General features: G+C 65.8%; 23 protein-coding genes and 2 pseudogenes. 13 read left to right on the top strand and 12 right to left on the bottom strand.

The features are described 5' to 3' along the window. Nucleotides 1-19: 19 nt before the first annotated feature. From CR917_RS05720 to CR917_RS05710, 3 genes are read right to left on the bottom strand one after another with little or no spacing between them, the layout of a single operon-like run. Nucleotides 20-637 (bottom strand): TPM domain-containing protein, encoded by a 618-nt coding sequence (locus tag CR917_RS05720; RefSeq protein WP_043859748.1) that lies wholly within the window; start codon nt 635-637, stop codon nt 20-22. Between the two features lie 26 nt (nt 638-663). Further along, nucleotides 664-1,401, bottom strand: a complete 738-nt coding sequence (locus tag CR917_RS05715; RefSeq protein ID WP_100633562.1) for a YgcG family protein — start codon at nt 1,399-1,401, stop codon at nt 664-666. Beyond that, nucleotides 1,401-1,997 (bottom strand): LemA family protein, encoded by a 597-nt coding sequence (locus tag CR917_RS05710; protein ID WP_043860787.1) that lies wholly within the window; start codon nt 1,995-1,997, stop codon nt 1,401-1,403. Before CR917_RS05710 ends, CR917_RS05715 begins: the two co-directional genes overlap by 1 nt. Nucleotides 1,998-2,181: 184 nt before the next feature. Here CR917_RS05710 and bglX point away from each other — a divergent pair, with 184 nt between their 5' ends. From bglX to CR917_RS05680, 6 genes and pseudogenes are all read left to right on the top strand, one after another. After that, nucleotides 2,182-4,476 (top strand): beta-glucosidase BglX, encoded by a 2,295-nt coding sequence (gene bglX / locus CR917_RS05705; protein ID WP_104571999.1) that lies wholly within the window; start codon nt 2,182-2,184, stop codon nt 4,474-4,476. 63 nt (nt 4,477-4,539) lie between these two features. After that, entirely contained in the window at nt 4,540-6,297 is a 1,758-nt protein-coding gene (locus CR917_RS05700) for an ATP-binding protein (RefSeq protein ID WP_043860785.1), read from the top strand. After that, the gene (locus tag CR917_RS05695; RefSeq protein ID WP_078479560.1) at nt 6,291-7,634 is read left to right on the top strand and encodes a sigma-54 dependent transcriptional regulator; all 1,344 of its coding nucleotides are present in this window, start codon (nt 6,291-6,293) and stop codon (nt 7,632-7,634) included. Before CR917_RS05700 ends, CR917_RS05695 begins: the two co-directional genes overlap by 7 nt. 163 nt (nt 7,635-7,797) lie before the next feature. After that, a complete protein-coding gene (locus CR917_RS05690; RefSeq protein ID WP_043860783.1) occupies nt 7,798-9,114 on the top strand; it encodes an MFS transporter in 1,317 nt (438 codons plus the stop codon). A gap of 318 nt (nt 9,115-9,432) precedes the next feature. Beyond that, nucleotides 9,433-9,639: pseudogene (locus CR917_RS05685) on the top strand (hypothetical protein); the annotation flags it as partial. 105 nt (nt 9,640-9,744) lie between these two features. Continuing rightward, nucleotides 9,745-10,350 carry a flavin reductase family protein gene (locus tag CR917_RS05680; protein WP_058540920.1) on the top strand — a complete coding sequence of 202 codons (606 nt, stop codon included), beginning with the start codon at nt 9,745-9,747 and terminating at the stop codon, nt 10,348-10,350. Here CR917_RS05680 and CR917_RS05675 read toward each other — a convergent pair whose 3' ends face one another. Together CR917_RS05675 and CR917_RS05670 are read right to left on the bottom strand one after the other, a co-directional pair. Further along, entirely contained in the window at nt 10,351-10,581 is a 231-nt protein-coding gene (locus CR917_RS05675) for a hypothetical protein (protein WP_054914791.1), read from the bottom strand. Between the two features lie 40 nt (nt 10,582-10,621). Continuing rightward, nucleotides 10,622-10,930 carry a putative quinol monooxygenase gene (locus CR917_RS05670; RefSeq protein ID WP_058540919.1) on the bottom strand — a complete coding sequence of 103 codons (309 nt, stop codon included), beginning with the start codon at nt 10,928-10,930 and terminating at the stop codon, nt 10,622-10,624. 204 nt (nt 10,931-11,134) lie between these two features. On the opposite strand from CR917_RS05670, the gene CR917_RS05665 reads away from it, so the two are divergent. Next, nucleotides 11,135-12,061, top strand: coding sequence for an AraC family transcriptional regulator (locus tag CR917_RS05665; RefSeq protein WP_054914792.1), 927 nt, complete (start codon nt 11,135-11,137; stop codon nt 12,059-12,061). A 78-nt stretch (nt 12,062-12,139) separates the two neighbouring features. Here the strand turns inward: CR917_RS05665 and CR917_RS05660 are convergent, their stop codons facing one another. Beyond that, entirely contained in the window at nt 12,140-13,576 is a 1,437-nt protein-coding gene (locus CR917_RS05660; RefSeq protein WP_104571998.1) for an aldehyde dehydrogenase family protein, read from the bottom strand. Then, nucleotides 13,570-15,210 (bottom strand): 5-guanidino-2-oxopentanoate decarboxylase, encoded by a 1,641-nt coding sequence (locus CR917_RS05655; RefSeq protein WP_104571997.1) that lies wholly within the window; start codon nt 15,208-15,210, stop codon nt 13,570-13,572. Before CR917_RS05655 ends, CR917_RS05660 begins: the two co-directional genes overlap by 7 nt. 113 nt (nt 15,211-15,323) lie before the next feature. On the opposite strand from CR917_RS05655, the gene CR917_RS05650 reads away from it, so the two are divergent. Beyond that, the gene (locus tag CR917_RS05650) at nt 15,324-16,190 is read left to right on the top strand and encodes a LysR substrate-binding domain-containing protein (RefSeq protein ID WP_058540916.1); all 867 of its coding nucleotides are present in this window, start codon (nt 15,324-15,326) and stop codon (nt 16,188-16,190) included. Nucleotides 16,191-16,395: 205 nt separating this feature from the next. Here CR917_RS05650 and CR917_RS05645 read toward each other — a convergent pair. Further along, nucleotides 16,396-17,011 (bottom strand): annotated as a pseudogene (locus CR917_RS05645) (NAD(P)-dependent oxidoreductase). A gap of 29 nt (nt 17,012-17,040) precedes the next feature. After that, the gene (locus CR917_RS05640) at nt 17,041-17,925 is read right to left on the bottom strand and encodes an MBL fold metallo-hydrolase (protein ID WP_104571996.1); all 885 of its coding nucleotides are present in this window, start codon (nt 17,923-17,925) and stop codon (nt 17,041-17,043) included. A 105-nt stretch (nt 17,926-18,030) separates the two neighbouring features. On the opposite strand from CR917_RS05640, the gene CR917_RS05635 reads away from it, so the two are divergent. Beyond that, complete coding sequence (locus tag CR917_RS05635; RefSeq protein WP_104571995.1) at nt 18,031-18,939, top strand: LysR family transcriptional regulator; 909 nt, start codon at nt 18,031-18,033, stop codon at nt 18,937-18,939. Nucleotides 18,940-19,013: 74 nt separating this feature from the next. Beyond that, complete coding sequence (locus tag CR917_RS27365; protein ID WP_167400210.1) at nt 19,014-19,187, top strand: hypothetical protein; 174 nt, start codon at nt 19,014-19,016, stop codon at nt 19,185-19,187. Here CR917_RS27365 and CR917_RS05630 read toward each other — a convergent pair. Further along, the gene (locus tag CR917_RS05630; RefSeq protein WP_078479554.1) at nt 19,180-20,058 is read right to left on the bottom strand and encodes a helix-turn-helix domain-containing protein; all 879 of its coding nucleotides are present in this window, start codon (nt 20,056-20,058) and stop codon (nt 19,180-19,182) included. The genes CR917_RS27365 and CR917_RS05630 overlap by 8 nt on opposite strands. A 139-nt stretch (nt 20,059-20,197) precedes the next feature. On the opposite strand from CR917_RS05630, the gene pobA reads away from it, so the two are divergent. Further along, nucleotides 20,198-21,388 (top strand): 4-hydroxybenzoate 3-monooxygenase, encoded by a 1,191-nt coding sequence (gene pobA, locus CR917_RS05625; RefSeq protein WP_078479553.1) that lies wholly within the window; start codon nt 20,198-20,200, stop codon nt 21,386-21,388. Nucleotides 21,389-21,496: 108 nt separating this feature from the next. After that, the gene (locus CR917_RS05620; RefSeq protein WP_054914927.1) at nt 21,497-22,900 is read left to right on the top strand and encodes an MDR family MFS transporter; all 1,404 of its coding nucleotides are present in this window, start codon (nt 21,497-21,499) and stop codon (nt 22,898-22,900) included. Here the strand turns inward: CR917_RS05620 and CR917_RS05615 are convergent, their stop codons facing one another. Both CR917_RS05615 and CR917_RS05610 read right to left on the bottom strand, forming a co-directional pair. Further along, a complete protein-coding gene (locus CR917_RS05615; protein WP_043860769.1) occupies nt 22,901-23,785 on the bottom strand; it encodes a DMT family transporter in 885 nt (294 codons plus the stop codon). Between the two features lie 151 nt (nt 23,786-23,936). Then, the gene (locus CR917_RS05610) at nt 23,937-24,569 is read right to left on the bottom strand and encodes a TetR family transcriptional regulator (protein ID WP_104571994.1); all 633 of its coding nucleotides are present in this window, start codon (nt 24,567-24,569) and stop codon (nt 23,937-23,939) included. Between the two features lie 261 nt (nt 24,570-24,830). Between CR917_RS05610 and CR917_RS05605 the strand changes: the two genes are divergently transcribed. Continuing rightward, the gene (locus CR917_RS05605; RefSeq protein ID WP_043860767.1) at nt 24,831-25,982 is read left to right on the top strand and encodes an efflux RND transporter periplasmic adaptor subunit; all 1,152 of its coding nucleotides are present in this window, start codon (nt 24,831-24,833) and stop codon (nt 25,980-25,982) included. Nucleotides 25,983-25,984 lie beyond the last annotated feature (2 nt).

Raw genomic sequence — 25,984 nt, 5'->3', positions numbered from 1 at the left:
GTCGATCAGCGCGCATGCCTCAGCCCAGCAGCACCAGCCGGTTGGGCAGCTCGTTGCGCGCCTGGGTCACCGGCACATGGGCCGCCAGCAGCTCGCCACAGGCCTCGATGCAGGTGACAAAGCCCTGCAGGGTCTGGCCCTGCTGCACCTGGGCGGTGAAGGTGCGCACGATGGCGTCCCAGGCCTGGTTGTCGAGGCGACTGGAGATGCCCTCGTCCACCAGGATCTCCACATACCGCTCGGCCTCGCTGACGAAGATCAGCACCCCGGTGCGGCCCACGGTGTGATGCAGGTTCTGCTCCAGAAACTGGCGCCGCGCCAGGTTCGACGCGCGCCAGTGGCGTACCCTGCGCGGCACCAGCCAACTGGTCAGGCGCGGCAGGCGGAACACCAGGCACAGCACGATGAAGGTCAGCCACTGCGCCAGCAGCAGGCCATGCACGCTCAGCCAGCCGCTCAGGTAATAGAGGACGCCCGGCACCACCAGCGCCAGCAGGCTGGCCCACAGCAACGGGATATAGGCATAGTCGTCGGCACGCGCCGCCAGCACCGTCACCAGCTCGGCATCGGTACGCTGTTCTACCTGGGCGATGGCCTGGGCCACCTGACGCTGTTCGTATTCACTGAGCAATGCCATGTACGTGTGTGTCTCTTGTCGTGTAGTTACCAGCCGCCGGAGGACCCGCCCCCGCCGAAACTGCCGCCGCCGCCACTGAAGCCACCGCCGCCACCGCCCAGGCCGCCCCCGAAACCGCCGCCAAGACCACCGCCAAAGCCCCCGCGCCCACCGCGGCCACCCCCGCCAAGGCCCTGCAGGGCGAACACGATGATGATCATCAGGATGAACAGGCCCACCGCCCAGACCGGCGCACCTTGTTGCTGCGCCTCGTCTGCCAGAGGTCGCGCCGGCTCGTCCAGCGGTGCGCCGCCCAGCACCTGAAGGATGGCCGCCGTGCCAAGCACGATGCCCTGGCTGAAGTCGCCACGGCGAAACGCCGGGGTGATCACGCTGTTGATGATGACCGAGGCCTGGGCATCGGTCAGGCGGCCCTCCAGGCCATAGCCGACTTCGATGCGCAGCTTGCGCTCCTGGGGGGCGACGATCAACAGCGCACCGTTGTCCTTGCCCTGCTGGCCGATGCCCCAGTGGCGCCCCAGCTGGTAGCCATAGTCCTCGATGGCCTGCCCGTGCAGGCTGGCCAGGGTCACCACCACGACCTGCTCGCCGGTGGCCTGCTCGTGGGCCTTGAGCATCTGCTCAAGCTGGCTGCGGGTGGCGCCGTCTAGCAGCCCGGCCTGGTCCACCACCCGTGCACTGAGCGCCGGGAACTGGGGCGCGGCCCACAGCCAGCCGCTCGCCGCCAGCAGCACCAGCAGCAGCGCCGCCTTGAGCACACGCATCAGAATTTCACTTCAGGCGCTTTGTCGGCATCGGCGCTGGTGGCCTCGAAGTTCTCGCGCAGCGGCATGTCGCTGTACATCACGCTGTGCCACAGGCGCCCGGGGAAGGTACGGATCTCGGTGTTGTAGCGCTGCACGGCGGCGATGAAGTCCTTGCGCGCCACCGCGATACGGTTTTCCGTACCCTCGAGCTGGGACTGCAGGGCCAGGAAGTTCTGGTTCGACTTCAGGTCCGGGTAACGCTCCGAGACCACCATCAGGCGCCCCAGCGCACCGCCCAGCTGGGCCTGTGCGGCCTGGAACTGGCGCAGTTTTTCAGGATCGTCCAGGGTGCTGGCATCGACCTTGATCGAGGTGGCCTTGGCCCGCGCTTCGATGACCGCGGTCAAGGTGGCCTGCTCCTGCCTGGCGTAGCCTTTGACCGTTTCGACCAGGTTGGGAATCAGGTCGGCACGGCGCTGGTACTGGTTCTGCACCTGGGCCCAGGCCGCCTTGACCTGTTCGTCGTATTGGGGAATGTTGTTGATGCCGCAACCGGCCAGCAGGCTGGCCAGTGCCAGCACCAGCCACAACCGTGCTCTGTTCGATACCTGCATTGTCGCTACGCTCCGTGAGTGCTCGAAATGCGCCGGACTTGAGGCATAATCCGACGCCGCCGCTGGATCGTGATGGCCCAATCGGCTAAAAGATGCCCCAGCAAACTACAACAATAGCCGCTTCCCCAACTTCGGCTTGCCAGTCTGCACCGTGACGACTGCCGCAGCCTTGAGAACAGAATTCATGAACAAGCTGTGTTTGCTGGGCCTGCTCGTCAGCCTGGCCAGCCAGTCGGCCTTCGCTGACTCGCCTGCCGCCGCGCCATTGCAAGACAAACAGGCGTTCATCGCCAACCTGCTCAAGCAGATGAGCGTCGAGGAAAAGATCGGCCAGTTGCGCCTGATCAGCATCGGCCCGGAAATGCCGCGCGAGAAAATCCGCGAGGAAATCGCCGCCGGGCGCATCGGCGGTACCTTCAACTCGATCACCCGTGACGAGAACCGGCCCATGCAGGACGCCGCCATGCGCGGGCGCCTGAAGATCCCGATGTTCTTCGCCTATGACGTGATCCACGGCCACCGCACCATCTTCCCGATCAGCCTGGGCCTGGCCGCCAGCTGGGACATGCAGGCCATCGCCCAGGTCGGCCGTACCTCGGCCCTGGAAGCCGCCGCCGACGGCATCGACATGACCTTCGCGCCCATGGTCGACATTGCCCGCGACCCGCGCTGGGGCCGTACCAGCGAAGGCTTTGGCGAAGACACCTACCTGGTGTCGCGTATCTCCAGGGTGATGGTCGAATCGTTCCAGGGCCACAGCCCGGCCAACGCCGACAGCATCATGGCCAGCGTCAAGCACTTTGCCCTGTACGGCGCGGTGGAAGGCGGGCGCGACTACAACACGGTCGATATGAGCCCCACGCGCATGTACAACGAGTACCTGCCGCCCTACCGCGCCGCCATCGATGCCGGTGCCGGCGGCGTGATGGTGGCGCTGAACTCGATCAACGGCGTGCCAGCCACCTCCAACACCTGGCTGATGAACGACCTGCTGCGCCGCGACTGGGGCTTCAAGGGCGTGACCGTCAGCGACCATGGGGCGATCACCGAGCTGGTGCGCCACGGCGTGGCCGCCGATGGCAAGCAGGCGGCGCAGCTGGCGATCAAGGCCGGCATCGACATGAGCATGAACGACACGCTGTATGGCCAGGAACTGCCGGGGCTGCTCAAGTCCGGCGCGGTCAGCCCGGCCGAGCTGGACAACGCGGTGCGTGAGATTCTCGGCGCCAAGTACGACATGGGCCTGTTCGCCGACCCGTACCGGCGCATCGGCCAGGCCAAGGACGACCCGGCCGACGCCTATGCCGACAGCCGCCTGCACCGCGACATCGCACGGGACGTGGCTCGTCGCAGCCTGGTGCTGCTGGAGAACCGCCAGCAGACCCTGCCGCTGAAAAAGTCCGGCACCATCGCCCTGGTCGGCCCGCTGGCCGATGCCCCGATCGACATGATGGGCAGCTGGGCCGCCGCCGGTCGCCCGCACCAGTCGGTGACCGTGCGCGAGGGCCTGCGCCGTGCCCTGGGCGACAAGGCCAGGGTGCTCTACGCCAAAGGCTCGAACGTGACCGGCGACAAGGCCGTGCTCGACTACCTCAACTTCCTCAACTTCGACGCCCCGGAAATCGTCGATGACCCGCGCCCGGCTGCCGTGCTGATCGACGAAGCGGTCAAGGCCGCCAGGCAGTCGGACGTGGTGGTGGCCGTGGTCGGCGAATCGCGGGGCATGTCCCACGAATCGTCCAGCCGCACCACCCTGGAGATCCCGGCGGTGCAGCGCGAGCTGATCAAGGCCCTCAAGGCCACCGGCAAACCGCTGGTGCTGGTGCTGATGAACGGTCGCCCGCTGTCGCTGGCGTGGGAGCGCGAGCAGGCCGACGCCATCCTGGAAACCTGGTTCAGCGGCACCGAGGGCGGCAACGCCATCGCCGACGTGCTGCTGGGCGACTACAACCCCTCGGGCAAGCTGGCCATCACCTTCCCGCGCTCGGTGGGGCAGATCCCGATGTACTACAACCACCTGCGCATCGGCCGCCCGTTCACCCCCGGCAAGCCCGGCAACTACACCTCGCAGTACTTCGAGGAGCCCAACGGCCCGCTGTACCCCTTCGGCTACGGCCTGAGCTACAGCACCTTCAGTGTGTCGGCGCCGAGCCTGTCGAGCACAACACTGAAACAGGGCCAGAGCCTGGAGGTCAGTGTGCGCGTGAAGAACACCGGCCAGCGTGACGGCGAAACCGTGGTGCAACTGTACCTGCAGGATGTGGCCGCCTCGATGAGCCGCCCGGTCAAGGAACTGAAGAACTTCCAGAAGCTCATGCTCAAGGCCGGCGAGGAGCGCACCCTGCACTTCACCGTGCAGCCGGACGACCTGAAGTTCTACAACAGCCAGTTGCAGTGGGTTGCCGAACCTGGCGAGTTCAACGTCCAGGTCGGCCTGGACTCCGAAACCGTGCAACAGCAACGCTTCGAGCTGCTGTAAGTCGCTGTGACGTTCACGGGGAAGTGCCTGGCAGCCTTCCCCCCTGCCAGGGTACTGCTTGCCATGCCGTTCACTTACCGCGCCGTGCGACTGGGCCTGATTCTGCTGCTGATCACCGCCGGCACCCTGCTGGCCGCTGGCTGGGCGATGAATCAGGCCAAGCGTCAGGCCATGCTCGACGATACCCAGCGGGCCAGCCAGCAACTGGCGCTGTACGCCAACTCGCTGCACACCCTGATCGAACGCTACCGCGCCCTGCCCGCTGTGCTGGCGCTGGACTCCGAACTCATCGCAGCCCTCGGTGGCCCGGTGGGCGAAGCGACCCAGGACGCGTTGAACCGCAAGCTCGAACGCATCAACGGCGCCGCCAGGTCGTCCACCCTCGAACTGCTCGACCACACCGGCCTGGCCGTGGCGGCCAGCAACTGGCGCCTGCCTACCACCTACGTGGGGCAGAACTACGGCTTTCGACCGTACTTCAAGCAGACCCGCACCCAGGGCAGCGGGCGCTTCTATGCAGTGGGGGTGACCAGCGGCATTCCCGGCTACTTTCTGTCCAGCGCGGTGCTGGGCGACCAGGGGCGGTTTCTCGGGGCCATGGTGGTCAAGCTGGAGTTTCCCGAGCTTGAGCGCGAATGGCGCCAGGGCAGCGACGTGCTGCTGGTCAGCGACGCCCGAGGGATCATCTTCCTGGCCAACCAGGATGGCTGGCGCTACCGCGAGCTGAACCCGCTATCGGCGGCCGATTTCAATGAGCTGGACGCCACCCGCCAGTACGACAAGAAGTCGCTCTTGCCCCTGCAGCGCCAGGTGCTGACCCGCTTTGACGACAACAGCCACCTGGTGCGCGTTCAGCGCCCCGAAGGCGACACCGACTACCTGTGGGAAAGCCTGCCGCTGGAAGCCGAGGGCTGGACCCTGCACCTGCTGCGCACACCGCGCACCGGGGATGACGAGCGCAACGCCGGGCTGACGGCCGCCGCCGTCTGGCTGACCCTGGTGTTCGCGGTGCTGTTCATCAGCCAGCGCCTGCGCCTGGCCCGCCTGCGCCAGCGCAGCCGCGACGAGCTCAAGCGCCTGGTGGAGGAACGCACCCATGAACTGCGCATGGCTCAGGAGGGCCTGGTGCAGTCGACCAAGCTGGCGGCGCTGGGGCAGATGTCCGCCGCGCTGGCCCACGAGCTCAACCAGCCGCTGACCACCCAGCGCATGCAACTGGCCACCCTGCGCCTGCTGCTCGACAGCGAGCGCCTGGACGAAGCACGCCAGGCCCTGCAGCCGCTGGACCAGATGCTCACGCGCATGGCGGCCCTTACCGGACACCTGAAAACCTTTGCCCGCAACAGCCCCAGCGGCCTGCGCGAACGTCTGGACCTGGCCACCGTGGTCGACCAGGCGCTACAGTTGCTCGACCCGCGCATCCGCGCCGAGGGCGTCAGCACCGCGCTGTACCTGGCGCGTCCGGCCTGGGTACGCGGCGACGCCATCCGCCTGGAACAGGTGCTGATCAACCTGTTGCGCAACGCCCTGGACGCCATGGCCGACAAAACCTGGAAACACCTGGAGATCCGTATCGAAAAGCAGCATGACCACTGGCACCTGAGCGTGCTCGACAGCGGCGGCGGCATCAAGCAGGAGCACCTGGGCTGCGTGTTCGACCCATTCTTCACCACCAAGCCGGTGGGCGAAGGGCTGGGCCTTGGGCTGGCGATTTCCTACGGCATCATCCATGAAGCCGGCGGACGCCTGCAGGTCGACAACCAGCCCGGCGGTGCGCGTTTCAGCCTGACCCTGCCCTGCGACCCGGAGCCTGCATGCTGAATGCGGTGATTGTCGTCGACGACGAGGCCAGCATCCGTACCGCGGTGCAGCAGTGGCTGAGCCTGGCCGGCTTCGAGGTGCAGCTGTTCGAACGTGCCGAGGCGTGTCTGGCACAGCTGCCCGAGCATTTTCCCGGGGTGATCCTGAGCGATGTGCGCATGCCCGGCATGGGTGGCCTGCAACTGCTGGAGCAACTGCAGGGGCGTGATGCCGACCTGCCGGTGATTCTGCTTACCGGGCATGGCGACGTGCCGATGGCGGTCGAAGCCATGCGCAATGGCGCCTACGATTTTCTGGAAAAGCCCTTCAGCCCCGACAGCCTGCTCGGCAGCCTGCGCCGCGCCCTGGAGAAACGCCAGCTGGTGCTGGAGAACCGCCGACTGCATGAACAGGCCGACCTCAAGGTGCGCCTGGAAAACACCCTGCTGGGCATGTCGCCTGGCCTGCAGCAACTGCGTCGCCAGGTGCTGGACCTGGCCGGGCTGCCGGTCAATGTGCTGATACGCGGCGAAACCGGTAGCGGCAAGGAGCGCGTCGCGCGGTGCCTGCATGATTTCGGCCCGCGGGCCGACAAGCCGTTCGTGGCGCTCAACTGTGCGGCGATCCCTGAGCAATTGTTCGAGGCCGAGCTGTTCGGACACGAGAGCGGCGCCTTCACCGGCGCCCAGGGCAAGCGCATCGGCAAGCTCGAATATGCCAACGGTGGCACGCTGTTCCTCGACGAGATCGAGAGCATGCCGCTGGCCCAGCAGGCCAAGCTGCTGCGGGTGATCCAGGAGCACAAGCTCGAGCGCCTGGGCGCCAACCAGAGCATCAGCGTGGACCTGCGCATCATTGCCGCCACCAAGCCCGACCTGCTGCTCGAAGCCCGCGCCGGGCGCTTTCGCGAAGACCTGGCGTACCGTCTGAACGTGGCCGAACTGCGCCTGGCGCCGTTGCGCGAGCGGCGCGAAGACATCCCCCTGCTGTTTGCCCATTTTGCCCGCGCCGCCGCCGAGCGCCTGGGCCGCAGCGCCGCCGACCCCAGTGGCGCACAACTGGGCCGGCTACTCAGCCACGACTGGCCGGGCAACGTGCGCGAACTGGCCAACGCCGCCGAGCGCCACGCCCTGGGGCTGGACGATGCGCAATCGGCGGCAGTGGCGCATACCGGGCAATCGCTGGCTGCCCAGCAGGAAGCCTTCGAGGCCCAGTGCCTGCGCGCCGCCCTGAGCCGTCATCAGGGCGACATCAAGGCGGTGCTCGAGGAGCTGCAACTGCCCCGACGCACCCTGAACGAGAAGATGCAACGCCACGCACTGGTGCGCGAAGACTTCCTCGAACGCCCCGGCTCATAGGCGGATTCTTGCCTATCACTGCGCCGCCAATGAGCGGATTTCCGCTCATTCGACCTGCCAAACCCTTCTAAACCGGGCCTTCGCTGGCTGGCACGGGTCCTGCTATGGCCCTGTCAGGCCGCGTTTACACGCGCACCACAAAAACAACTAGAAGGTTGCTTCAATGGATAACTCCACCTCTCTGCCTGCTGGGGCAGCGGCCGCACCCGCTGAAAAAACCACCTCCAGCCGCCTCAAGTCGATTTTCTCCGGCTCCATCGGCAACATGGTCGAATGGTACGACTGGTACGTCTACGCGGCGTTCTCGCTGTATTTCGCCAAGGCCTTCTTCCCGGCCGGCAACACCACCACCCAACTGCTCAACACCGCCGCGATCTTCGCCGTGGGCTTCCTGATGCGCCCGATCGGTGGCTGGCTGATGGGTATCTATGCCGACCGCAAGGGCCGCAAGGCCGCGCTGATGGCCTCGGTACTGCTGATGTGCGCCGGCTCCCTGGTCATCGCCCTGACACCCAGCTACGAAACCATCGGCGTCGCCGCGCCGGTGCTGCTGGTGATCGCACGCCTGATGCAGGGCCTGTCGGTGGGGGGTGAATACGGCACCTCGGCCACCTACCTCAGCGAGATGGCAACCAAGGAGCGTCGCGGTTTCTTCTCCAGCTTCCAGTACGTCACGCTGATCTCCGGCCAGCTCATCGCGCTGGCGGTGCTGATCATCCTGCAGCAGACCCTGACCACCGAGCAGCTGTACTCGTGGGGCTGGCGCGTACCCTTCGTGATCGGCGCGCTGTGCGCGGTGGTGGCGTTGTACCTGCGTCGCGGCATGGAAGAGACGGCCTCGTTCACCAAGAAGGAAAAGGCCAAGGAAAGCTCGATGCGCACCCTGCTGCGCCACCCCAAGGAACTGGCGACCGTGGTCGGCCTGACCATGGGCGGCACCCTGGCGTTCTACACCTACACCACCTACATGCAGAAGTACCTGGTGAACACGGTGGGCATGAGCATCAGTGACTCGACCATGATCTCGGCGGCCACCCTGTTCCTGTTCATGTGCCTGCAGCCGGTGATCGGCGGCCTGTCGGACAAGATCGGCCGTCGCCCGATCCTGATCGCCTTCGGTGTGTTGGGCACCCTTTTCACCGTGCCGATCCTGACCACACTGCACACCATCGAGACCTGGTGGGGTGCGTTCTTCCTGATCATGGCAGCACTGATCATCGTCAGCGGCTACACCTCGATCAATGCGGTGGTCAAGGCAGAGCTGTTCCCCACCGAGATCCGTGCGCTGGGCGTGGGCCTGCCGTATGCGCTGACCGTGTCGATCTTCGGTGGCACGGCCGAGTACGTGGCACTGTGGTTCAAGAGCATCAACATGGAGACCGGCTACTACTGGTACGTCACGGCGTGCATTGCCGTCTCGCTGCTGGTGTATGTGTTCATGAAGGACACCCGCAACAACTCGCGGATCGAGACCGACTGATCAGCTTGCTGCGGTAGACAAGGGGCCTCCAGCGATGGAGGCCCCTTTTTTGTGGGCTTAATTCGGCATTAATGCGGGTGCGCGATGCTGGGCCCACTCAGAACCGAGTCGTCCTCCTGGCTGGCAAGCCAGCGCCCCTGGGTGCTTCGGCGCTCGCAAAACACTGTGGGCACTGGCTTGCCAGCAGAGGCCAACCGCTTTCTGACGCATCGATTTAATAGATTCATATAGGCAATATTTTGCGCTTTTTAATCAAATTAACGGGCGTAAAATCAAACCCATAGCAACAGACACCCCCTCACCACCGGAGTTACCCCCATGAAAACCAAACTGATGCTGGCCCTCACCTTCTCTGTCCTGGCCGCCAACGCTTTCGCCGAAGACGGCTTCGACCGCACCAACGCGCACAACTTTGCCGTGGAACACGCCCAGCCCGCCACCGTGGCAGAAGACGGTTTCGATCACACCAACGCGCATCGCTTCGTCGAAGATGGCTTCGACCGCACCCAGGCCCACCGCATCAGCTGACAGCCGATGCAGCGCCACAGCCCGGCTTCGGCCGGGCTTAGTCATTTTCAGGGCCGGCAACTGTTGGCACACTAGCGCACCCTCCGCCCACAAGGCCCGATGATGTACTACTACGAACCCGCAAAAGGCCACGGCCTGCCCCACGACCCGTTCAACGCCATCGTCGGCCCGCGCCCGATCGGCTGGATCTCCTCCCAGGACCGCGACGGCCGCCTGAACCTTGCGCCCTACAGTTTTTTCAACGCCTTCAACTACATTCCGCCGATCATCGGGTTCTGCAGCGTCGGGCGCAAAGACAGCCTGAACAACATCGAACAGACCGGCGAGTTCGCCTGGAACCTGGCCACACGCCCGCTGGCCGACGCCATGAACCAGAGCTGCGCCGCCGTGGCGCCAGAGGTCGACGAGTTCGCCCTGAGCCAGCTGACCCCGGCAGCCTCCAGGGTGATTGCGGTACCCCGGGTGCAGGAAAGCCCGGTGTCGTTCGAATGCAAGGTGACCCAGATCGTGCAACTGCAACGTGCCGACCAGGCGCTGGTGCCAAGCTGGCTGATTCTGGGCGAAGTGGTAGCGGTGCACATTGCCGAGCACCTGCTCAAGGAAGGGATCTACGACACCGCGGCCGCCGAGCCGATTCTGCGCGGCGGCGGCCCGGCGGATTACTTCGAGCTGGGCAACCTGTTCAAGATGGCCCGCCCGCAGGCCTGATCACCAGATCAGTTCGGCGTCGTCACTGACGCCGTTCAGGCGCTGCAGTTCGACCACTGCAGCGTCATCGGCCTCCAGTGCGGTCTTGAATACCTGCCCTGGCAGCACCTTGTGAAAACGCGGTGCGCCGCCAGCGCCCAGGGCCTTGACCGCGATCGCGGCGCTGTAGCCACCCTCGCCCGGCACCACCGCCGAAACAGCCTCGAATACGTCGAATTCTTTACGTGCCATTGCCTCTCACATCCACATCGGTTGCCGGAAAGGCGCCATTCTAACTCGCCGGCTGCTCGGTGAACGTCTGCAGGTCGAGGCTGTGCACCACCCGCGCCTGCACCAGTTCACCAAACAGCTGCAGGCTGGGCGAGGCAAAGTAGTCGTGCAGCGCCGAAGTATCGGCCCACACTCCGTTGAGCAACCACAGGTCGGCATCGCAGGTGGAACGCTGCACGCTGAAATGCAGACACCCCGGGGTTTGCCGCGACGGTTCGAGCAGTTGCTGCAGGCGCACGCCCAGCTCGGCCGAACGGCCGACGCTGGCGCGCACGAAGGAAAGATGGCTGACCGGTTGTGATGACGTCATGTGCGGTGCTCCTTGAAGCGGCCAGGGAAGAAAACCCAGGCTGCCAAGGCTACGGCCCAGGCCACGCGCGGCGTTAGGCGATTCCTGTCGACGGCTTGCCTGATTCTGCACCCGTCGCAGGATCAGGCAAGAACCGCGCAGCATTCGGCTAGCGCCCCGGCGTGCGCGAACCTATGCTGCGCCCATCGGCAGAGGAACCCGCACATGTCAGCCCCAGACCCCACCCCACCGTTGCTGGACCCGGCCCTGGAGCTTCTGCGCCAGGAACTGGCCGGGCTGGTCGTTCGCCACTGCCCCAGCGGCACGGTGCCTTCGGCCATCGCCGACCTGCACCTGAGCCGCTACGAGCAGAGCACCCGCTCGATGCCGACCCTGGCGCAGCCGGCGCTGTGCATCCTGGCCCAGGGCCGCAAGGAGATCTGCCTGGGCGACGAGACCTATGTGTACGACCCGCTGCACTACATGGTGGTGTCGGTGGCGATGCCGATCAGCGGTGCCCTGCTGGAGGCCAGCCCGCAGAACCCCAGCCTGGGCATTCGCCTGGACATCGACCCGGCCGAGATCAACAGCCTGATCGCCGAGGCCGGGCCGATGGGCGTGCCGTCGCAGCCGTCGTCGCGGGGGGTGTTCATCGAACGCCTGGACACCCAGATGCTCGATGCATTGCTGCGCCTGATCCGCCTGCTGGATACGCCCAAGGACATTGCCGTGCTGGCGCCGCTGATCCGTCGCGAGATTCTCTATCGGCTGCTGCGCGGACAGCAGGGTGCGCGGCTGTACGAGATCGCCATGGCCAACACCCAGACCCACCGCGTGTGCCAGGCCATCCAGTGGCTCAATGATCATTTTCAGCGCCCGCTGCGCATCGACGACCTGGCACGGGAGGTAAACCTGAGTGCCTCGACCCTGCACCACCGGTTCAAGGCGGTGACCTCGATGAGCCCGTTGCAGTATCAGAAGCAACTGCGCTTGCAGGAAGCCCGGCGGCTGATGCTCAACGATGGGTTGGAGGCGTCGGTGGCGGGGTATCGGGTAGGCTATGAGAGCCCGTCGCAGTTCAGCCGCGAGTACAGCCGGCTGTATGGCGCGCCACCGCTGCGGGACATGGCAAGGTTGCGTAGCGCGCTCTAGATCGCTTTCGCCGGCAAGGCCGGCTCCTACAGGCAGTACGCGGTCGCCTGTAGGAGCCGGCCTTGCCGGCGAAGAACGCTACACCGCCCTCACCACATGCTTGATCTCCTGAAACGCCGCCAGCCCCCAGGGCCCCAGCTCGCGCCCCAGGCTGCTCTGCTTGTAGCCACCCCACGCTGCCTGCGGGAAGATCACCTGCGGTGCGTTGATCCACACCAGCCCGGCCTGCAGCTGGTCGGCCACCCGTTCGGCGGCCGCCGGGTCTGCACCTACCACGCTGGCCACCAGCCCGAACTCGCTGTCGTTGGCCAACGCCACCGCTTCGGCTTCGCTGGCCACCCGACGCACGCACAGCACCGGGCCGAAGATTTCCTCGCGCCACAGCGCACTGTCCAGCGGTACCTCGGCAAACACCGTGGGCTCGATGAAGTACCCAGCGGCGTGTTCGAGCGGCTTGCCACCGCACAGCAAGCGCGCGCCGCTGTGCATGCCACGCTCGATGTGCCCCAGCACGCGCTGGTACTGGGCCTGGTTGACCAGCGGCCCCATGTCGCTGTCGCCGGCAAACGGGTCACCCACCCGGATCGCCGCAGCCCGTGCCTTCACCCCGTCGACAAAGGCGTCGTACAGCGCATCGGCCACCAGCACGCGGCTGGTGGCCGAGCACATCTGCCCGGCATTGAAGAAGCCGCCGGCGCAGGCCAGCTCGAGCGCAAGCTCCAGCTCGGCCGACTCCAGCACCAGCAATGACGACTTGCCGCCCAGCTCCAGGCTCACCCCCTTGACCGTCTCGGCCGCGCGCTGCATCACCTGCACGCCGACCGCATTGCTGCCGGTGAATGACACCTTGGCGATACGCGGGTCGCTCGTCAGCGGCGCCCCCACCGCCAGCCCGGTGCCGCACACCAGATTGAACACCCCATCCGGCAGGCCGCATTCGGCGATGATCCGGGCCAGTTCCAGCTCGGCCAGGGGCGTGACCTCCGACGGCTTGAGCACCACGCAGCACCCTGCCGCCAACGCCGGGGCCAGCTTCCAGGCGGTGGTCACCATCGGGAAGTTCCACGGCACGATCAGGCCGACCACACCGCACGGCTCGCGACGCAGGCGGGCGCTGAAATCCTCGCTGGGCAAGGCCAGCGGCTGGTCCTGCTGCCTGTCAAGCGCCTGCGCCAGGCCCGCGTAGTACTCGAACGTCGCCACCACATCGTCGACGTCCATCGCCGACTCGGCCAGGGGCTTGCCGTTGTTGCGCGATTGCAGTTCGATCAGTCGCTCGCGGCGGGCCTCCACACCCCGCGCGATCCTGTGCAGCAGCTCGCCACGGTGCGCCCCGGTGGTACGCGACCAGCCGGCAAAAGCGGCCTGCGCCGCCGTAGCGGCACAGGCGACTGCATCGCCATCGCCCCCGGCCACCTCGGCCAGGGACTGCCCGGTGCTCGGGTTGATTACCGTGAGCGGCTGCGCGCCGTGATGCCACGCGCCCTCGATGTAGATACCGGGCAGGTTCAGCATGGTTGCACCGCCTGCATCCACGCTGCCTGGTCGACCTCGATCAGGCTCGGGCCACTGCGTTGGCGGGCACGCAACAACGCCTCGCGCAGTTGCGCCACCCCGCTCGCCGCTTCGGCGGCGCAACCGAGGGCCTTGGCCACGCCAATGAAATCGGGGGTGTGGATATCCACGCCCACCGGTTCGATGGCGCGGTTGACCATGTACTTCTTGATCTCCTCGTACCCCTGATTGTTCCACAGCAACACGATCAGCGGCACTTGCGCCTCCACCGCACTGGCCAGCTCCGGCAGGGTGAACTGCAAGCCGCCGTCGCCGATCAGGCACACCGCAGGCAAGCGTCGATCCGCCTGCTCCGCACTGCCCAGCCACGCGCCCATGGCCGCCGGCAAGGCGTAGCCGAGGGTGCCGTAGCCGGTCGAGGCGTTGAACCAGCGGCGCGGCTGGTCGAGGTCCAGGGTCAGGTTGCCGGTGTACACCGGCTGGGTCGAATCACCGACCAGCACGGCATCGGGCAACGTCTGCAGCACGCTGTCGAGGAACAGCGTCTGCGCCCGCGTGGCCGCATCCCATTCGCTGGCCAGGGTATCGCGCAGGCGCGCTGCCCGCGCCGCGCCCCACTCGCCTTCGCGCGGTGGCGCCGGCTGCTCGGCCAGAGCCAGCAACAGGGCCTGCGCCGCCTGCTCTGCATCGGCCACCAGTGCCACCCTGGGCGGGTAGTTACGCACGCACTGGTCCGGGTCGATGTCGATGCGCAGCAGGGCGCCGGGGATCTCGAAGCCGCCCTTGAAGGTGACGTCATAGTCGGTTTCGGCCAGCTCGGTGCCGATCGCCAGCACCACGTCGGCCTCGCGCACCAGTGCACGGGTCGCCACCAGCGACTGGGTGGAGCCGATCAGCAGCGGGTGCCCGGAGGCCAGCACGCCCTTGGCATTGATGGTGAGTGCAACGGGCGCCTGCAGGTGCTCGGCCAACCGGGCGAGTGCGGGGCCTGCGTCGATGGCACCGCCACCGGCCAGGATCAACGGGCGGCGGGCAGCGGCCAGCAGCGCCGCCATGCTCGCCACCGGCCCTGGCGCGGCACCGGCGCGGGCGATGTGTACCGGCTCGCAGCCAAGCAGGTGATCGGCGTCTTCGACCAGCACGTCCAGCGGGATCTCGATATGCACCGGGCGCGGGCGCGCGCCCTCGAATACCGCAAAGGCACGGGCCAGTACGGCCGGCAGGTCATCGGCGCTCATCAGTGTGTGCGAGAACGCCGCCACACCGCTGACCAGCGCGCCCTGGTTGGGCAGCTCGTGCAGCTTGCCGCGACCGCCGCCCAGGGCATTGCGCGACTGCACGCTGGAGATCACCAGCATCGGGATCGAGTCGGCATAGGCCTGGCCCATGGCGGTGGTGATGTTGGTCATGCCCGGGCCGGTGATGATGAAGCACACCCCAGGCTTGCCACGGGTACGGGCAAAGCCGTCAGCCATGAAGCCTGCGCCTTGCTCGTGGCGCGGGGTGATATGACGGATGGTCGAGCCGGCAAGGCCGCGGTACAGCTCGACCGTGTGCACGCCGGGAATGCCGAAAACATGGTCCACGCCATAGTTTTCGAGGAGTTTTACCAATACTTCGCCGCAAGTCGCCATGGTGGTCTGCCTGGAATCATTCTGGAACAAGGCCTGATTGGACCCGCCAGGCGCTACCGGCACAATGCAAAAATCCTCATACTAGCCATGTCTACAGCTCATGGCTTACCCCAATGAAACGCCTGCCTCCCTTGCCTGCCCTGCACACCTTCCTGATCACTGCGCAATGCTGCAACTTCACCCGTGCGGCGCAGCAACTGCACCTGACCCAGGGCGCGGTGAGCCGCCAGATCGCCGGCCTGGAAGCACACCTGGGCTACGCGCTGTTCGTGCGCCAGGCACGCGGCCTGAGCCTGACCCGCGAGGGCCAGGACTGGCTGCCGCGGGTGCAGCAGGTATTCGGGCTGATCGAGGAAGGCGTGCAGCAGGTGGGCGCGCAGCGCACCACCTTGCAACTGAAGGCGCCGACCTGCGTGATGCGCTGGTTGCTGCCGCGCCTGATGGAATGGCAGGCGCTGCACCCGGAAGTGCCGGTGGAGCTGACCACCACGGTGCAGCACGGGGTGGATTTTCGCCGGGAAGCGTTCGATGCGGCGGTGGTGTATGGCGCCGAGCCTGATCCGGCCCTGCAGGTGCTGAAGCTGTTCGATGAACAACTGACACCGGTGTGCGCGCCGCAGTTGCCGTTGCGCACGCTGGATGATCTGCAGCAGCACATGCTGCTGCACCCGGCGCGGGACGAGAAGGACTGGGCGACCTGGCTTGGCGCAGCCGGCGTGCAACTGCCCAGGCAAGGCCGGCGCCAGCATTTCGAAACGTTGGACATGGCCATGTCGATGGCGTCCCAGGGCACCGGGGTGGCGATAGGGGATTGGGCGTTGATCGGCGATGACCTGGCCAGCGGACGGCTGGTGATGCCGTTCGACCTGCGGGTCAAGACCGGCAAGGGCTATTACCTGGTGCGGCCCGCGCAGGTGGCGGCGCCGGGGTTGATGGCCTTGCTGGAGTGGTTGGGCGGGCAGGCAGGGGCACCGCGTTGATGCAGTCGCCGGCAAGGCCGGCTCCTATACCTGTAGGAGCCGGCCTTGCCGGCGAATGCTTTCTAGGCTCTGTACGAAAAGCCTTGATACTCGGTGATGCTGCGTTGAAAACAGCCTCGGAATGCTCATTTACAACCCGTAAACTCCGCTTCCTCGGCTGTTTTCGCCTTGCCTGACCTTCGTCTCAAGACTTTTCATACAGCCCCTAGTACCCCACAGTAAAGCGCTGACGCGAATGCGCTGGCTTCTCTACCTCATCGAGCAACGCAATCGCATAGTCGGCAAAGGTGATCCAGCTCCTGCCCTTCGCGTCGACCAGCAGGTGATCCTTGCCCACCCTGTAGCTACCGGTGCGCTCGCCTTCGACGAACTCCGCCGACGGCGACAGGAAGGTCCAGTCCAGTTGCTGCTCCTGGCGCAAGGCCTGCAGAAAATCGCCACCTGCGCTCGCCTCGGCCTTGTAGGCCTCGGGGAAGTCCGGCGCGTCGATCACGCGCTCCCCCTGACGGCAGCAGCAGGCTGCCCGCCCCGCCCACCACCAGCAGGCGCTTGACCCCGGCCTTCTTGACCGGCCCGATGATCGCCTGCGCCGGCACCGTGGCAAAGTGCGCGGCGCTGAGCACCACGTCATGCCCGGCAACGGCCTGCTCCAGCCCCTCGCCCCGGGTCACGTCCAGGGCTACCGTGCTCACCCCTTCGCGCCCCTGCAGGCGCGACGGGTCGCGGGCTATGGCGGTGACGCTGTGGCCACGGCGCAGGGCCTCTTCCAGCAACTGGCTGCCGGCACGTCCGGTAGCACCGATGATTGCGATCTTGCTCATGGAAACCTCCGATCAGGATTGAACGACACTTACCACTTCATTTCGCCCTTGGCGACCTTGGCGCCGAGCTCCAGCGAGCTCTCCTCGCCCAGGCCGGGGTAACGTTTTTTCATTGCAGCGATCAGCTCGGCCGAGTTGGCCGCCCTGGCGGTTTCGGCATCGAAGGCGCGGATGTAATCGGCGGTGAAGCGCACCGCCTCGAGCGACCCCTTGCTCTGCCCCAGGTAATGCCCCGGTACCACCGTCTGCGGCGCCAGTTGCTCGATGCGCGCCAGGGTCGCGAGCCAGTCCTTGTGCGACTGCGCCGACTGTGTGTCGGCCATCCACACGTGCAGGTTCTCGGCCACCACTACCCCGCCGACCACCGCCTTGATCGACGGGACCCATACAAAGCTGCGGTCGGGCTGCGGGCCGTCCAGGCCGATCACTTCAAGACGCTGCCCTTCAAGGGTGAGCACGTTGCCGGGCAGCACGTCAGGCACGACGAGCCGGGCGGGCTTGTCGGCCCCCATCTGCGGGCCCCAGTAGGCAAGCTTGGCAGCCATGGTCTGCTTGATGTGCGCGACCGTCGCCTGCGACGCCAGCACCTTGGCCTTGGGGTAGGCACGGGTCAGGGTGTCGAGGCCGAAGTAATAGTCCGGGTCGCCATGGCTGATGTAGATGGTGGTGAGTTGCTTGCCGCTATCGCGAAGCTTCTTCAGCACCTGCTCGGCCTGGCCCTTGCCGAACTGTGCATCCACCAGAATCGCCTCGTGCTGGCCACTGACGATCACCGAGCTGACCGGAAACAGCGCCTCGCTGCCGGGGTTGTACACGTCCAGTTTCAGCGGTGCGTCGCCGGCAACGGCCTGGGTGATCGCACCGAAAGCGGCACACGCCAGCAGCAGGCGACGCAGGGAAAAGAAAGCAGCCATCAAGCAATACCTGTTCAAGTCATCGATGAGGCACAGCTTAGTTGCACGAACCATCACAAAAAATGCGATGCTCCAACATAGTTTGTTTCTGAAATCGGGCAGATCATGGACCGTCTCACCGCAATGAAGGTGTTCGTCAGCGTAGTCGACCTGGGCAGCCAGTCGGCCGCCGCCGACCACCTGGACCTGTCGCGCCCTGTGGTTTCGCGTTACCTGGCCGAACTTGAAGACTGGGTGGGCGCGCGCCTGATGCAGCGCACCACGCGCAAGCTGAGCCTGACTGCCGCCGGCCTGGAAACCCTGCCGCGCTGCCGGCAGATGCTGGAACTGGTGGGCGACCTGCACGCTGCAGTGGGCGCCCCGGATGACGCGCCGCGGGGTGAACTGCGCATCAGCGTCAGTACCTCGTTCGGGCATGCGCAACTGGTGGAAGCGGTAGCGGACTACGTCAAGCGCTACCCGCTGGTGAAGGTCGACCTGCAGATGCTCGACCGCACGGTCAACCTGGTGGACGAACGCATCGACCTGGCCATCCGCGTCAGCAACGACCTGGACCCAAACCTCATCGCCCGCCGCCTGAGTGTGTGCCGCTCGGTGGTGTGCGCCTCGCCAGCCTACCTGCGCGAGCACCCCGTACCGCGCCAGGTGCAGGACCTGAGCCAGCACAACTGCCTGACCCATTCGTACTTCGGCCACAGCCTCTGGCATTTCGAGGTCGACGGCGAACAGGTGTCGGTGCCGGTGCAAGGCAATATCAGCGCCAACGAGGCCCTGACCCTGGAGCGCGCCACCCTGGCCGGCACCGGTATCGCCATGCTGCCCACCTACCTGGTGTGGCAAGCCCTGCGCAGCGGCACGCTGGTACGCCTGCTGCCCGAGGCCAGGCCCCGCGAACTGGGCCTGAACGCGGTGTACACCTCGCGCAAGCACATGCCCGCAACCCTGCGCAGCATGCTCGACTTTCTGGCGGCACGCTTCACCGACCCGCCCCACTGGGACCACGGCCTGGACTGACCGGCAGGCACCTGGCGCAATGCTGGCCTATGCTTGTAGAAGCATCTGTGTGCGGGATACAGGAGGTTGGTGCCATGACCCTGAAATCCAGAAAGTGCGCTGCCCTGTTGGCCATCACTGCCGTGCTCGGGGTGTACGGGGCAGCGGCGTATCGGGTCGAGCTGCTGCGCCAGCAACCCTATGCGGCGTCCAGCTGCAGCTCCGCCCACTGCCTGCCCCATGCCGGCACACTGAGCGTGGTCAGGTAGCCAGCGAAGGTTCACGACGACGAAAGTCGCGGGGCGAAAGGCCGGTCATGCGCCGGAAGAAGCGCGAGAAGTATGCCGGGTCGGCAAAACCCAGGCTGTCAGCCAACTGGTTGATCGTGAGGCTGGTGTAGATCAGGTCGCGCTTGGCTTCCAGCACGATGCGCTGGTGCACGATCTGCAGCGCCGACTGCCCGGCCAATGCCCGGCACAAGGTATTGAGCGTTGCCACCGACACCCCCACCTGATGCGCCAGCTGCTCCACGCTCGGCTGCTGGCGAAACTGCTGCTCCACCAGTCCGTTGAAACGCTGCAGATACTCGCGCCCACGTTCCGGCACCTGGGCACCGGCACTGCGGCGCAACTGTTGGCGGCTGATCCACACCACCATCAGGTTGATCAGCGAATGCAGCTGCAACTCGCGCCCGGGCAGGTCCTGCTGGTACTCGGCCTGCAGGGTGCTGAACAGGCTGTTGAGGTAATCGGCGTCGGCCCCGGCCAGGTAACTGGCGCCGCGCTGCAGGGCGGCTGGCACGCCCGTCAGTTGCCGCTGCAGCACCTCCACCAGCGGCGCCGCCAGGGTCACCACATAACCGTCGACGTCTTCGGAAAAACGAAAGCCGTGCACGCACAGCGCCGGCACCACCTGGATCGCCGCCTGCTCCAGGCGACACACCTGCCCCTCCAGCTCGATCTCGGCCTGGCCCCTGTACAGAAACAGCAGCTGCCACAGGTCGGCATGCCGGTGCGGCTCGATCTCCCACTGGTGCAGGCGGCTGCGCGCCGGGATCGACTCGCTGTGCAGCAGGTCGGGCGTCGGCCAGCCCAGCGTCTCGCCGTACAGCTTGAATACCGGAATCGACACCCTGCTCATCACACCCTCGCTTCCCGACCACTGTCCGATAAACGCACCTATTAGCGAAAAGTACCGCTTTGTGCTCGGTTTGTCCCTTCAGAAGGCCAGCCGGCAAGCGAAAAATGCAGGTACTCCAATCATAAAAAGTCCAACAATCATGAAAACCCAAGTCGCGATCATCGGTGCGGGCCCGTCCGGCCTGCTGCTCGGCCAGTTGCTGCACAACGCCGGCATCTCCAACGTCATCCTCGAACGCCAGGGCCCCGACTATGTACTGGGGCGTATCCGCGCCGGCGTGCTCGAACAGGGCATGGTCGAGCTGCTGCGCGAAGCCGGGGTCGGTCAGCGCATGGACGCCGAAGGGCTGCCCCATGCAGGCTTCGAGCTGGCCTTCGACGGGCGCCGCGAGCACATCGACCTCAAGGGCCTGACCGGCGGCCAGGGCGTGATGATCTACGGCCAGACCGAAGTCACCCGCGACCTGATGGCCGCGCGCGCCGACAGCGGTGCGACCACGGTCTACCACGCCGAGAACGTGCGCCCGCACGACATGAAGACTGGGCAGCCCTACGTCACCTATGAAAAGGACGGCCAGCAGCATCGCCTGGACTGCGACTACATTGCCGGCTGCGACGGTTATCACGGGGTGGCACGCCAGTCGATTCCAAGCGAGGCGCTGCAGGTGTTCGAGCGGGTCTACCCGTTCGGCTGGCTGGGCATCCTGGCCGACACCCCGCCGGTCAGCGACGAGCTGGTGTACGCGCGCCACGAACGCGGCTTCGCCCTGTGCAGCATGCGCTCGCCCACCCGCACCCGCTATTACGTGCAGGTGCCGGCCGAAGAGAAGGTCGAGGACTGGTCGGATGAGCGCTTCTGGGAGGAACTCAAGTCGCGCCTGCCCGACGAGTTGGCCGAGCGCCTGGTCACCGGCCCGTCGATCGAGAAAAGCATCGCCCCGCTGCGCAGCTTCGTGGTGGAGCCGATGCAGTACGGGCGCCTGTTCCTGGTCGGCGACGCCGCGCACATCGTGCCGCCCACCGGGGCCAAGGGCCTGAACCTGGCCGCCAGCGACGTCAGCACGCTGTACAACATCCTGCGCAAGGTCTACGCCGAAGGCCGCACCGACCTGCTGGAACGCTACTCGGCGATCTGCCTGCGGCGCATCTGGAAGGCCGAACGCTTCTCATGGTGGATGACCTCGATGCTGCACCGCTTCCCCGACAGCGACGCCTTCAGCCAGCGTATCCAGCACACCGAGCTGGACTACTTCGTGGGCTCCGAGGCCGGGCGCAGGACCCTGGCAGAAAACTACGTGGGCCTGCCCTACGAGCCCATCGAAGACGCTTAGCAGGCTATCGAGTACACTGGGCAGCACCCGGTCCCACTTGCCCAGAGCTACCTCGTGACGCAATTGAACACTCCGCAACCCGCCCTGCGCAGCGTGCTCGTCGCGCTGATGCTGGCGATCTTCCTCGGCGCGCTGGACCAGACCATCGTCGCGGTCTCGATGCCGGCGATCTCCGCGCAATTCAACGACGTGACCCTGCTGGCCTGGGTGATTTCCGGCTACATGGTGGCCATGACCGTGGCGGTGCCGATCTACGGCAAGCTCGGCGACCTGTACGGCCGACGGCGCATGATCCTGACCGGTACCGGGCTTTTCACCCTGGCCTCGCTGTTCTGCGCGCTGGCACAGAACATGGAGCAACTGGTGCTGGCGCGGGTACTGCAGGGCATCGGCGCGGGCGGCATGGTGTCGGTCAGCCAGGCGATCATCGGCGACTTCGTGCCGCCCCGCGAGCGCGGTCGCTACCAGGGTTATTTCAGCAGCATGTATGCCCTGGCCAGCGTCGCCGGCCCGGTGCTGGGCGGGCTGCTGACCGAGTACCTGTCGTGGCGCTGGGTGTTCTGGCTGAACCTGCCGCTGGGGCTGACCGCCTGGTGGGTCACCGAGCGTACCCTGCGCGGGCTGGCCACGCCGCAACGCAAGGCGCAGGTGGACTACCCCGGCGCGGTGCTGTTGATCTTGGGCCTGACGGCCCTGCTGCTGGGCATCACCCTGATCGGCCAGGGCCAGCCCATCGGGTCCGGCCCGGTTGCCGGCCTGCTGCTGGCAGCCCTGTTCGGGCTGGGCGTATTCGTGCTGCACGAACGCCGCGCCGTCGAGCCACTGCTGCCGTTGCAGCTGTTCGGCAACCGGGTGGCAGTGCTGTGCTGGTGCACGATCTTCTTCACCAGTTTCCAGGCCATCTCGCTGACCATGCTGATGCCGCTGCGCTTTCAGAGCATCACCGGGGCGGGCGCCGACAGCGCCGCCCTGCACCTGCTGCCCCTGGCCATGGGCCTGCCGATCGGCGCCTATTGCGGCGGCCGCCTGACCAGCCTGACCGGGCGCTACAAGCCGCAGATTCTGGGCGGTGCACTGTTGATGCCGGTGGCGATCATCGGCATGGCCCTGAGCCCGATCGACGGCGTGCTGCTCAGTGGCGCGTTCATGCTGCTGACCGGCATCGCCTCGGGCCTGCAGTTCCCCACCTCGCTGGTGGCAACCCAGAGCGCAGTGGAGCCGCGGGACATCGGTGTGGCGACCAGCACCACCAACCTGTTCCGCTCGCTGGGCGGGGCGATGGGCGTGGCCTGCATGTCGGCACTGCTGCTCAGCCTGCTGCACGACAGCGGCTTCAGCCTGGCCGGCGAGGCGTTGATCGGCAGCCTCAAGGACGGCCAGGCCAGTGCGGCGGTGCAGGCGCAGTTGCTGCAGACCTTTCGCAACCTGTTGCTGGGTAGCGCCGCCGTCTCCCTGCTGGGATTGTCGGCGGCGCTGGCATTGCCCAACCGCGAGCTGCGCGGCCGGCAGTAGTCAGTTGCGCCGCTGCGCCCAGGCCACCGCCAGGCCGCTCAGGCAAATGACCGCAATGCCGACCACGCCGTAGGCGTCCGGGGTGTGATTGAAAATGAGGTAGCCGTACAGGCCGGCGAACAGGATCTGCCCGTAGCTGAAGGGCGCCAGCATGGCCGGCGCGGCATGCCGGAAGGCCTGGGTCAGCAGCATGTGCCCGAGCATCCCGCAGGTGCCCAGGCCGATCATGAACAGGCCATGCCCCAGGGTCGGCATGCTCCAGAAGAATGGCACCAGCGCGGTCATGATCAGGCTGTTGAAGATGCCGGTGAGAAAGTTGCTGGTGGTCGGGCTGTCGATGCCGCTGAGCTTGCGCGTGAGCAACTGGTAGCAGCCGAAGCAGAAGGCCGAACACAACGGCAGCAGGATTGCGGGGGTGAACAGCGCCCCGCCCGGGCGCACCACGATCAGCACGCCGACAAACCCGGCCAGCACCGCCAGCCACTGGGCGCGGCTGACCCGTTCACCCAGCAGCGGTACCGACAATGCGGTTACCAGCAGGGGCGCGAGGAAGTTCACGGCGGTGGCTTCGGCCAGGGGGATGTAACGCAGGCCGGTGGTGAAGAACAGGCTGGTGCCGATCAGGCACAGCGCCCTGGCCAGTTGCAGGCCGGGGCGGCGTGTACGCACCACCGCCGAGAAGCCGCTGCGCGGCACGAACACCACCAGCATCAGCAGGGTGTGCACCACATAGCGTGCCCACACCACCATGACGATGGCATAGAAGCCGGAAAGGTATTTGGACAGGGCATCGTGGCTGGCGAACAACAGCACCGCCATGCACATCAGGGCGATTGCCTTGAGCGGCTGCTCGGCACCTTTGAGGGTCGGGTTGTGCGCACTCATGCCAGGGCTCTACGAAAAGTTGATGGTCCTTGGGGGCAGACTACCCGGTCACCGACTACCGTTCCAAGCAGCGCGGGTGTTTTTTGTTGACCGGGCACGGGGCACGACAGGGAAACGTCCTATGCCAACCTTCACAAATGCTCACAAATGCTCAATTGCGCAGCGACGGGCTCAAGCGCAGCATATCCAGCCCGGTATCCATCCACCGCTCGGCATCCCCGGCAATATCGAAACTGTCCGGCAGCAGCAGCCAGCTGCCAATGATGCCGTCGATGTAAGCGAATATTGCAATAGCGGCACGCTGCGGGTCCATGTCCGCAGGCAATTGCCCACGCCTGACTGCATTGGTCAACGTCAGCGCTATACGCTCGTAGCAGTCGCGGGTCGTGGCCTGGCGCTGCTGACGGATCTCACACATGTCATCGGTGAATTCACACTTATGATGCAGGATCTCATTGATGCGCCGGGTACGCGGCTCGTGCAGCATCTGCTGCATCAGTTGAATCAGCAACTTGCGCATGCAGCCCAGCGGGTCCGGCTCGTCTTCGCTCTCGCCGGCCTGGGCCAGCGCCTCGATCGGCTCACGCAGGCTGTCGAGCAGGGCCTGCACCAGTTCGCCCTTGTCCTGAAAGTGCCAGTAGATGGCACCCCGGGTCACCCCGGCCAGCTTGGCGATATCCGCCAGGGTGGTACGCGCCACCCCACGGGCATGGAAAGCTTTTTCGGCGGCCTCGAGTATCTGTTGGCGGGTTTCCTGAGCTTCCTCTTTGGTGCGACGGACCATGGCAGTACAACCTCATCAAGGAGCCGGACGCGCGCTGCGGGCGTCCGGGTTCTGAGCCGGTATGGCCACTGTCGGGCCCTCTACCGGGTGTCTTAATCAAGCCTGTGGTCACCTCGACAAGGTGCGCCACGGGTATTTACAAACAAGCATGAATGTAAGTATATTCCTTAGCATCCTACTTATCCACCCGGAATTAATTTTCCCTTCATCCCGTTTCCATTACTCTTGAGCGTCTTCAGCTCTTTCGACCCGAGGATCTTCATGCAATTCAAGCCAGCTGTTTCCGCTCTGGTTTCCGCCGTCGCCCTGGCAACACTGCTCAGCGGCTGTAAAAAGGAAGAAGCGGCGCCTGCGGCGCAAGCTCCTCAGGTCGGCGTCGTGACCCTCCAATCCCAGGCCTATACCCTGACTTCCGACCTGCCGGGGCGCACCATCGCCTACCGCGTGGCCGAAGTGCGTCCACAGGTCAACGGCATCATTCTCAAGCGTCTGTTCAAGGAAGGCAGCGAGGTCAAGGAAGGCCAGCAGCTGTACCAGATCGACCCGTCGGTGTACGAGGCGACCCTGGCCAGCGCCCAGGCCAACCTGCAATCGACCCGCTCGCTGTCGGACCGCTACAAGCAACTGGTGGCCGAGCAGGCGGTGAGCCGTCAGGAATACGACGACGCACAAGCCAAACGTTTGCAGGCTGAAGCCTCGCTGCGCAGCGCACAGATCGACCTGCGCTACACCAAGGTGCTGGCGCCACTGAGCGGCCGTATCGGACGCTCGATGTTCACCGAAGGTGCGCTGGTCAACAACGGCCAGGCCGATGCCATGGCGGTGATCCAGCAGCTGGACCCGATCTACGTCGACGTCACCCAGTCTTCGGCCGAGCTGCTCAAGCTGCGCCGCGAGCTCGAAAGCGGGCAACTGCAGAAGGCCGGGGCCAACGCCGCCAAGGTCTCGCTGAACCTGGAAGACGGCACCACCTACACCCACGAAGGCCGCCTGGAGTTCTCCGAAGTCTCGGTCGACCAGACCACCGGCTCGGTAACCCTGCGCGCCGTGTTCCCCAACCCCGAGCACAACTTGCTGCCAGGGATGTTCGTGCATGCACGCCTGGCCGCCGGCGTGAATGCCAACGCGATCCTCGCCCCGCAACAAGGCGTGACCCGTGACCTCAAGGGCCAGCCCACCGCGTTGATCGTGGACAAGGACAACAAGGTCGAACTGCGCCAGCTCAAGGCCAGCCGTACCGTTGGCAGCGACTGGCTGATCGAGGAAGGCCTGAAGCCGGGCGACCGCCTGATCACCGAAGGCCTGCAGTTCGTCAAGCCGGGTATCGAGGTCAAGGTCAGCGAAGCCACCAACGTCAAGCCTGCCCAACCGTCCCAGGCCAATGCAGCGTCAGCAGGGGCCAAAGGGGAATAAAC

The sequence above is a fragment of the Pseudomonas sp. BRM28 genome (genome assembly GCF_002939405.1).
Classification (GTDB): Bacteria; Pseudomonadota; Gammaproteobacteria; order Pseudomonadales; family Pseudomonadaceae; genus Aquipseudomonas; species Aquipseudomonas palmensis.
This window is presented reverse-complemented; position numbering and strand designations above follow the sequence as displayed.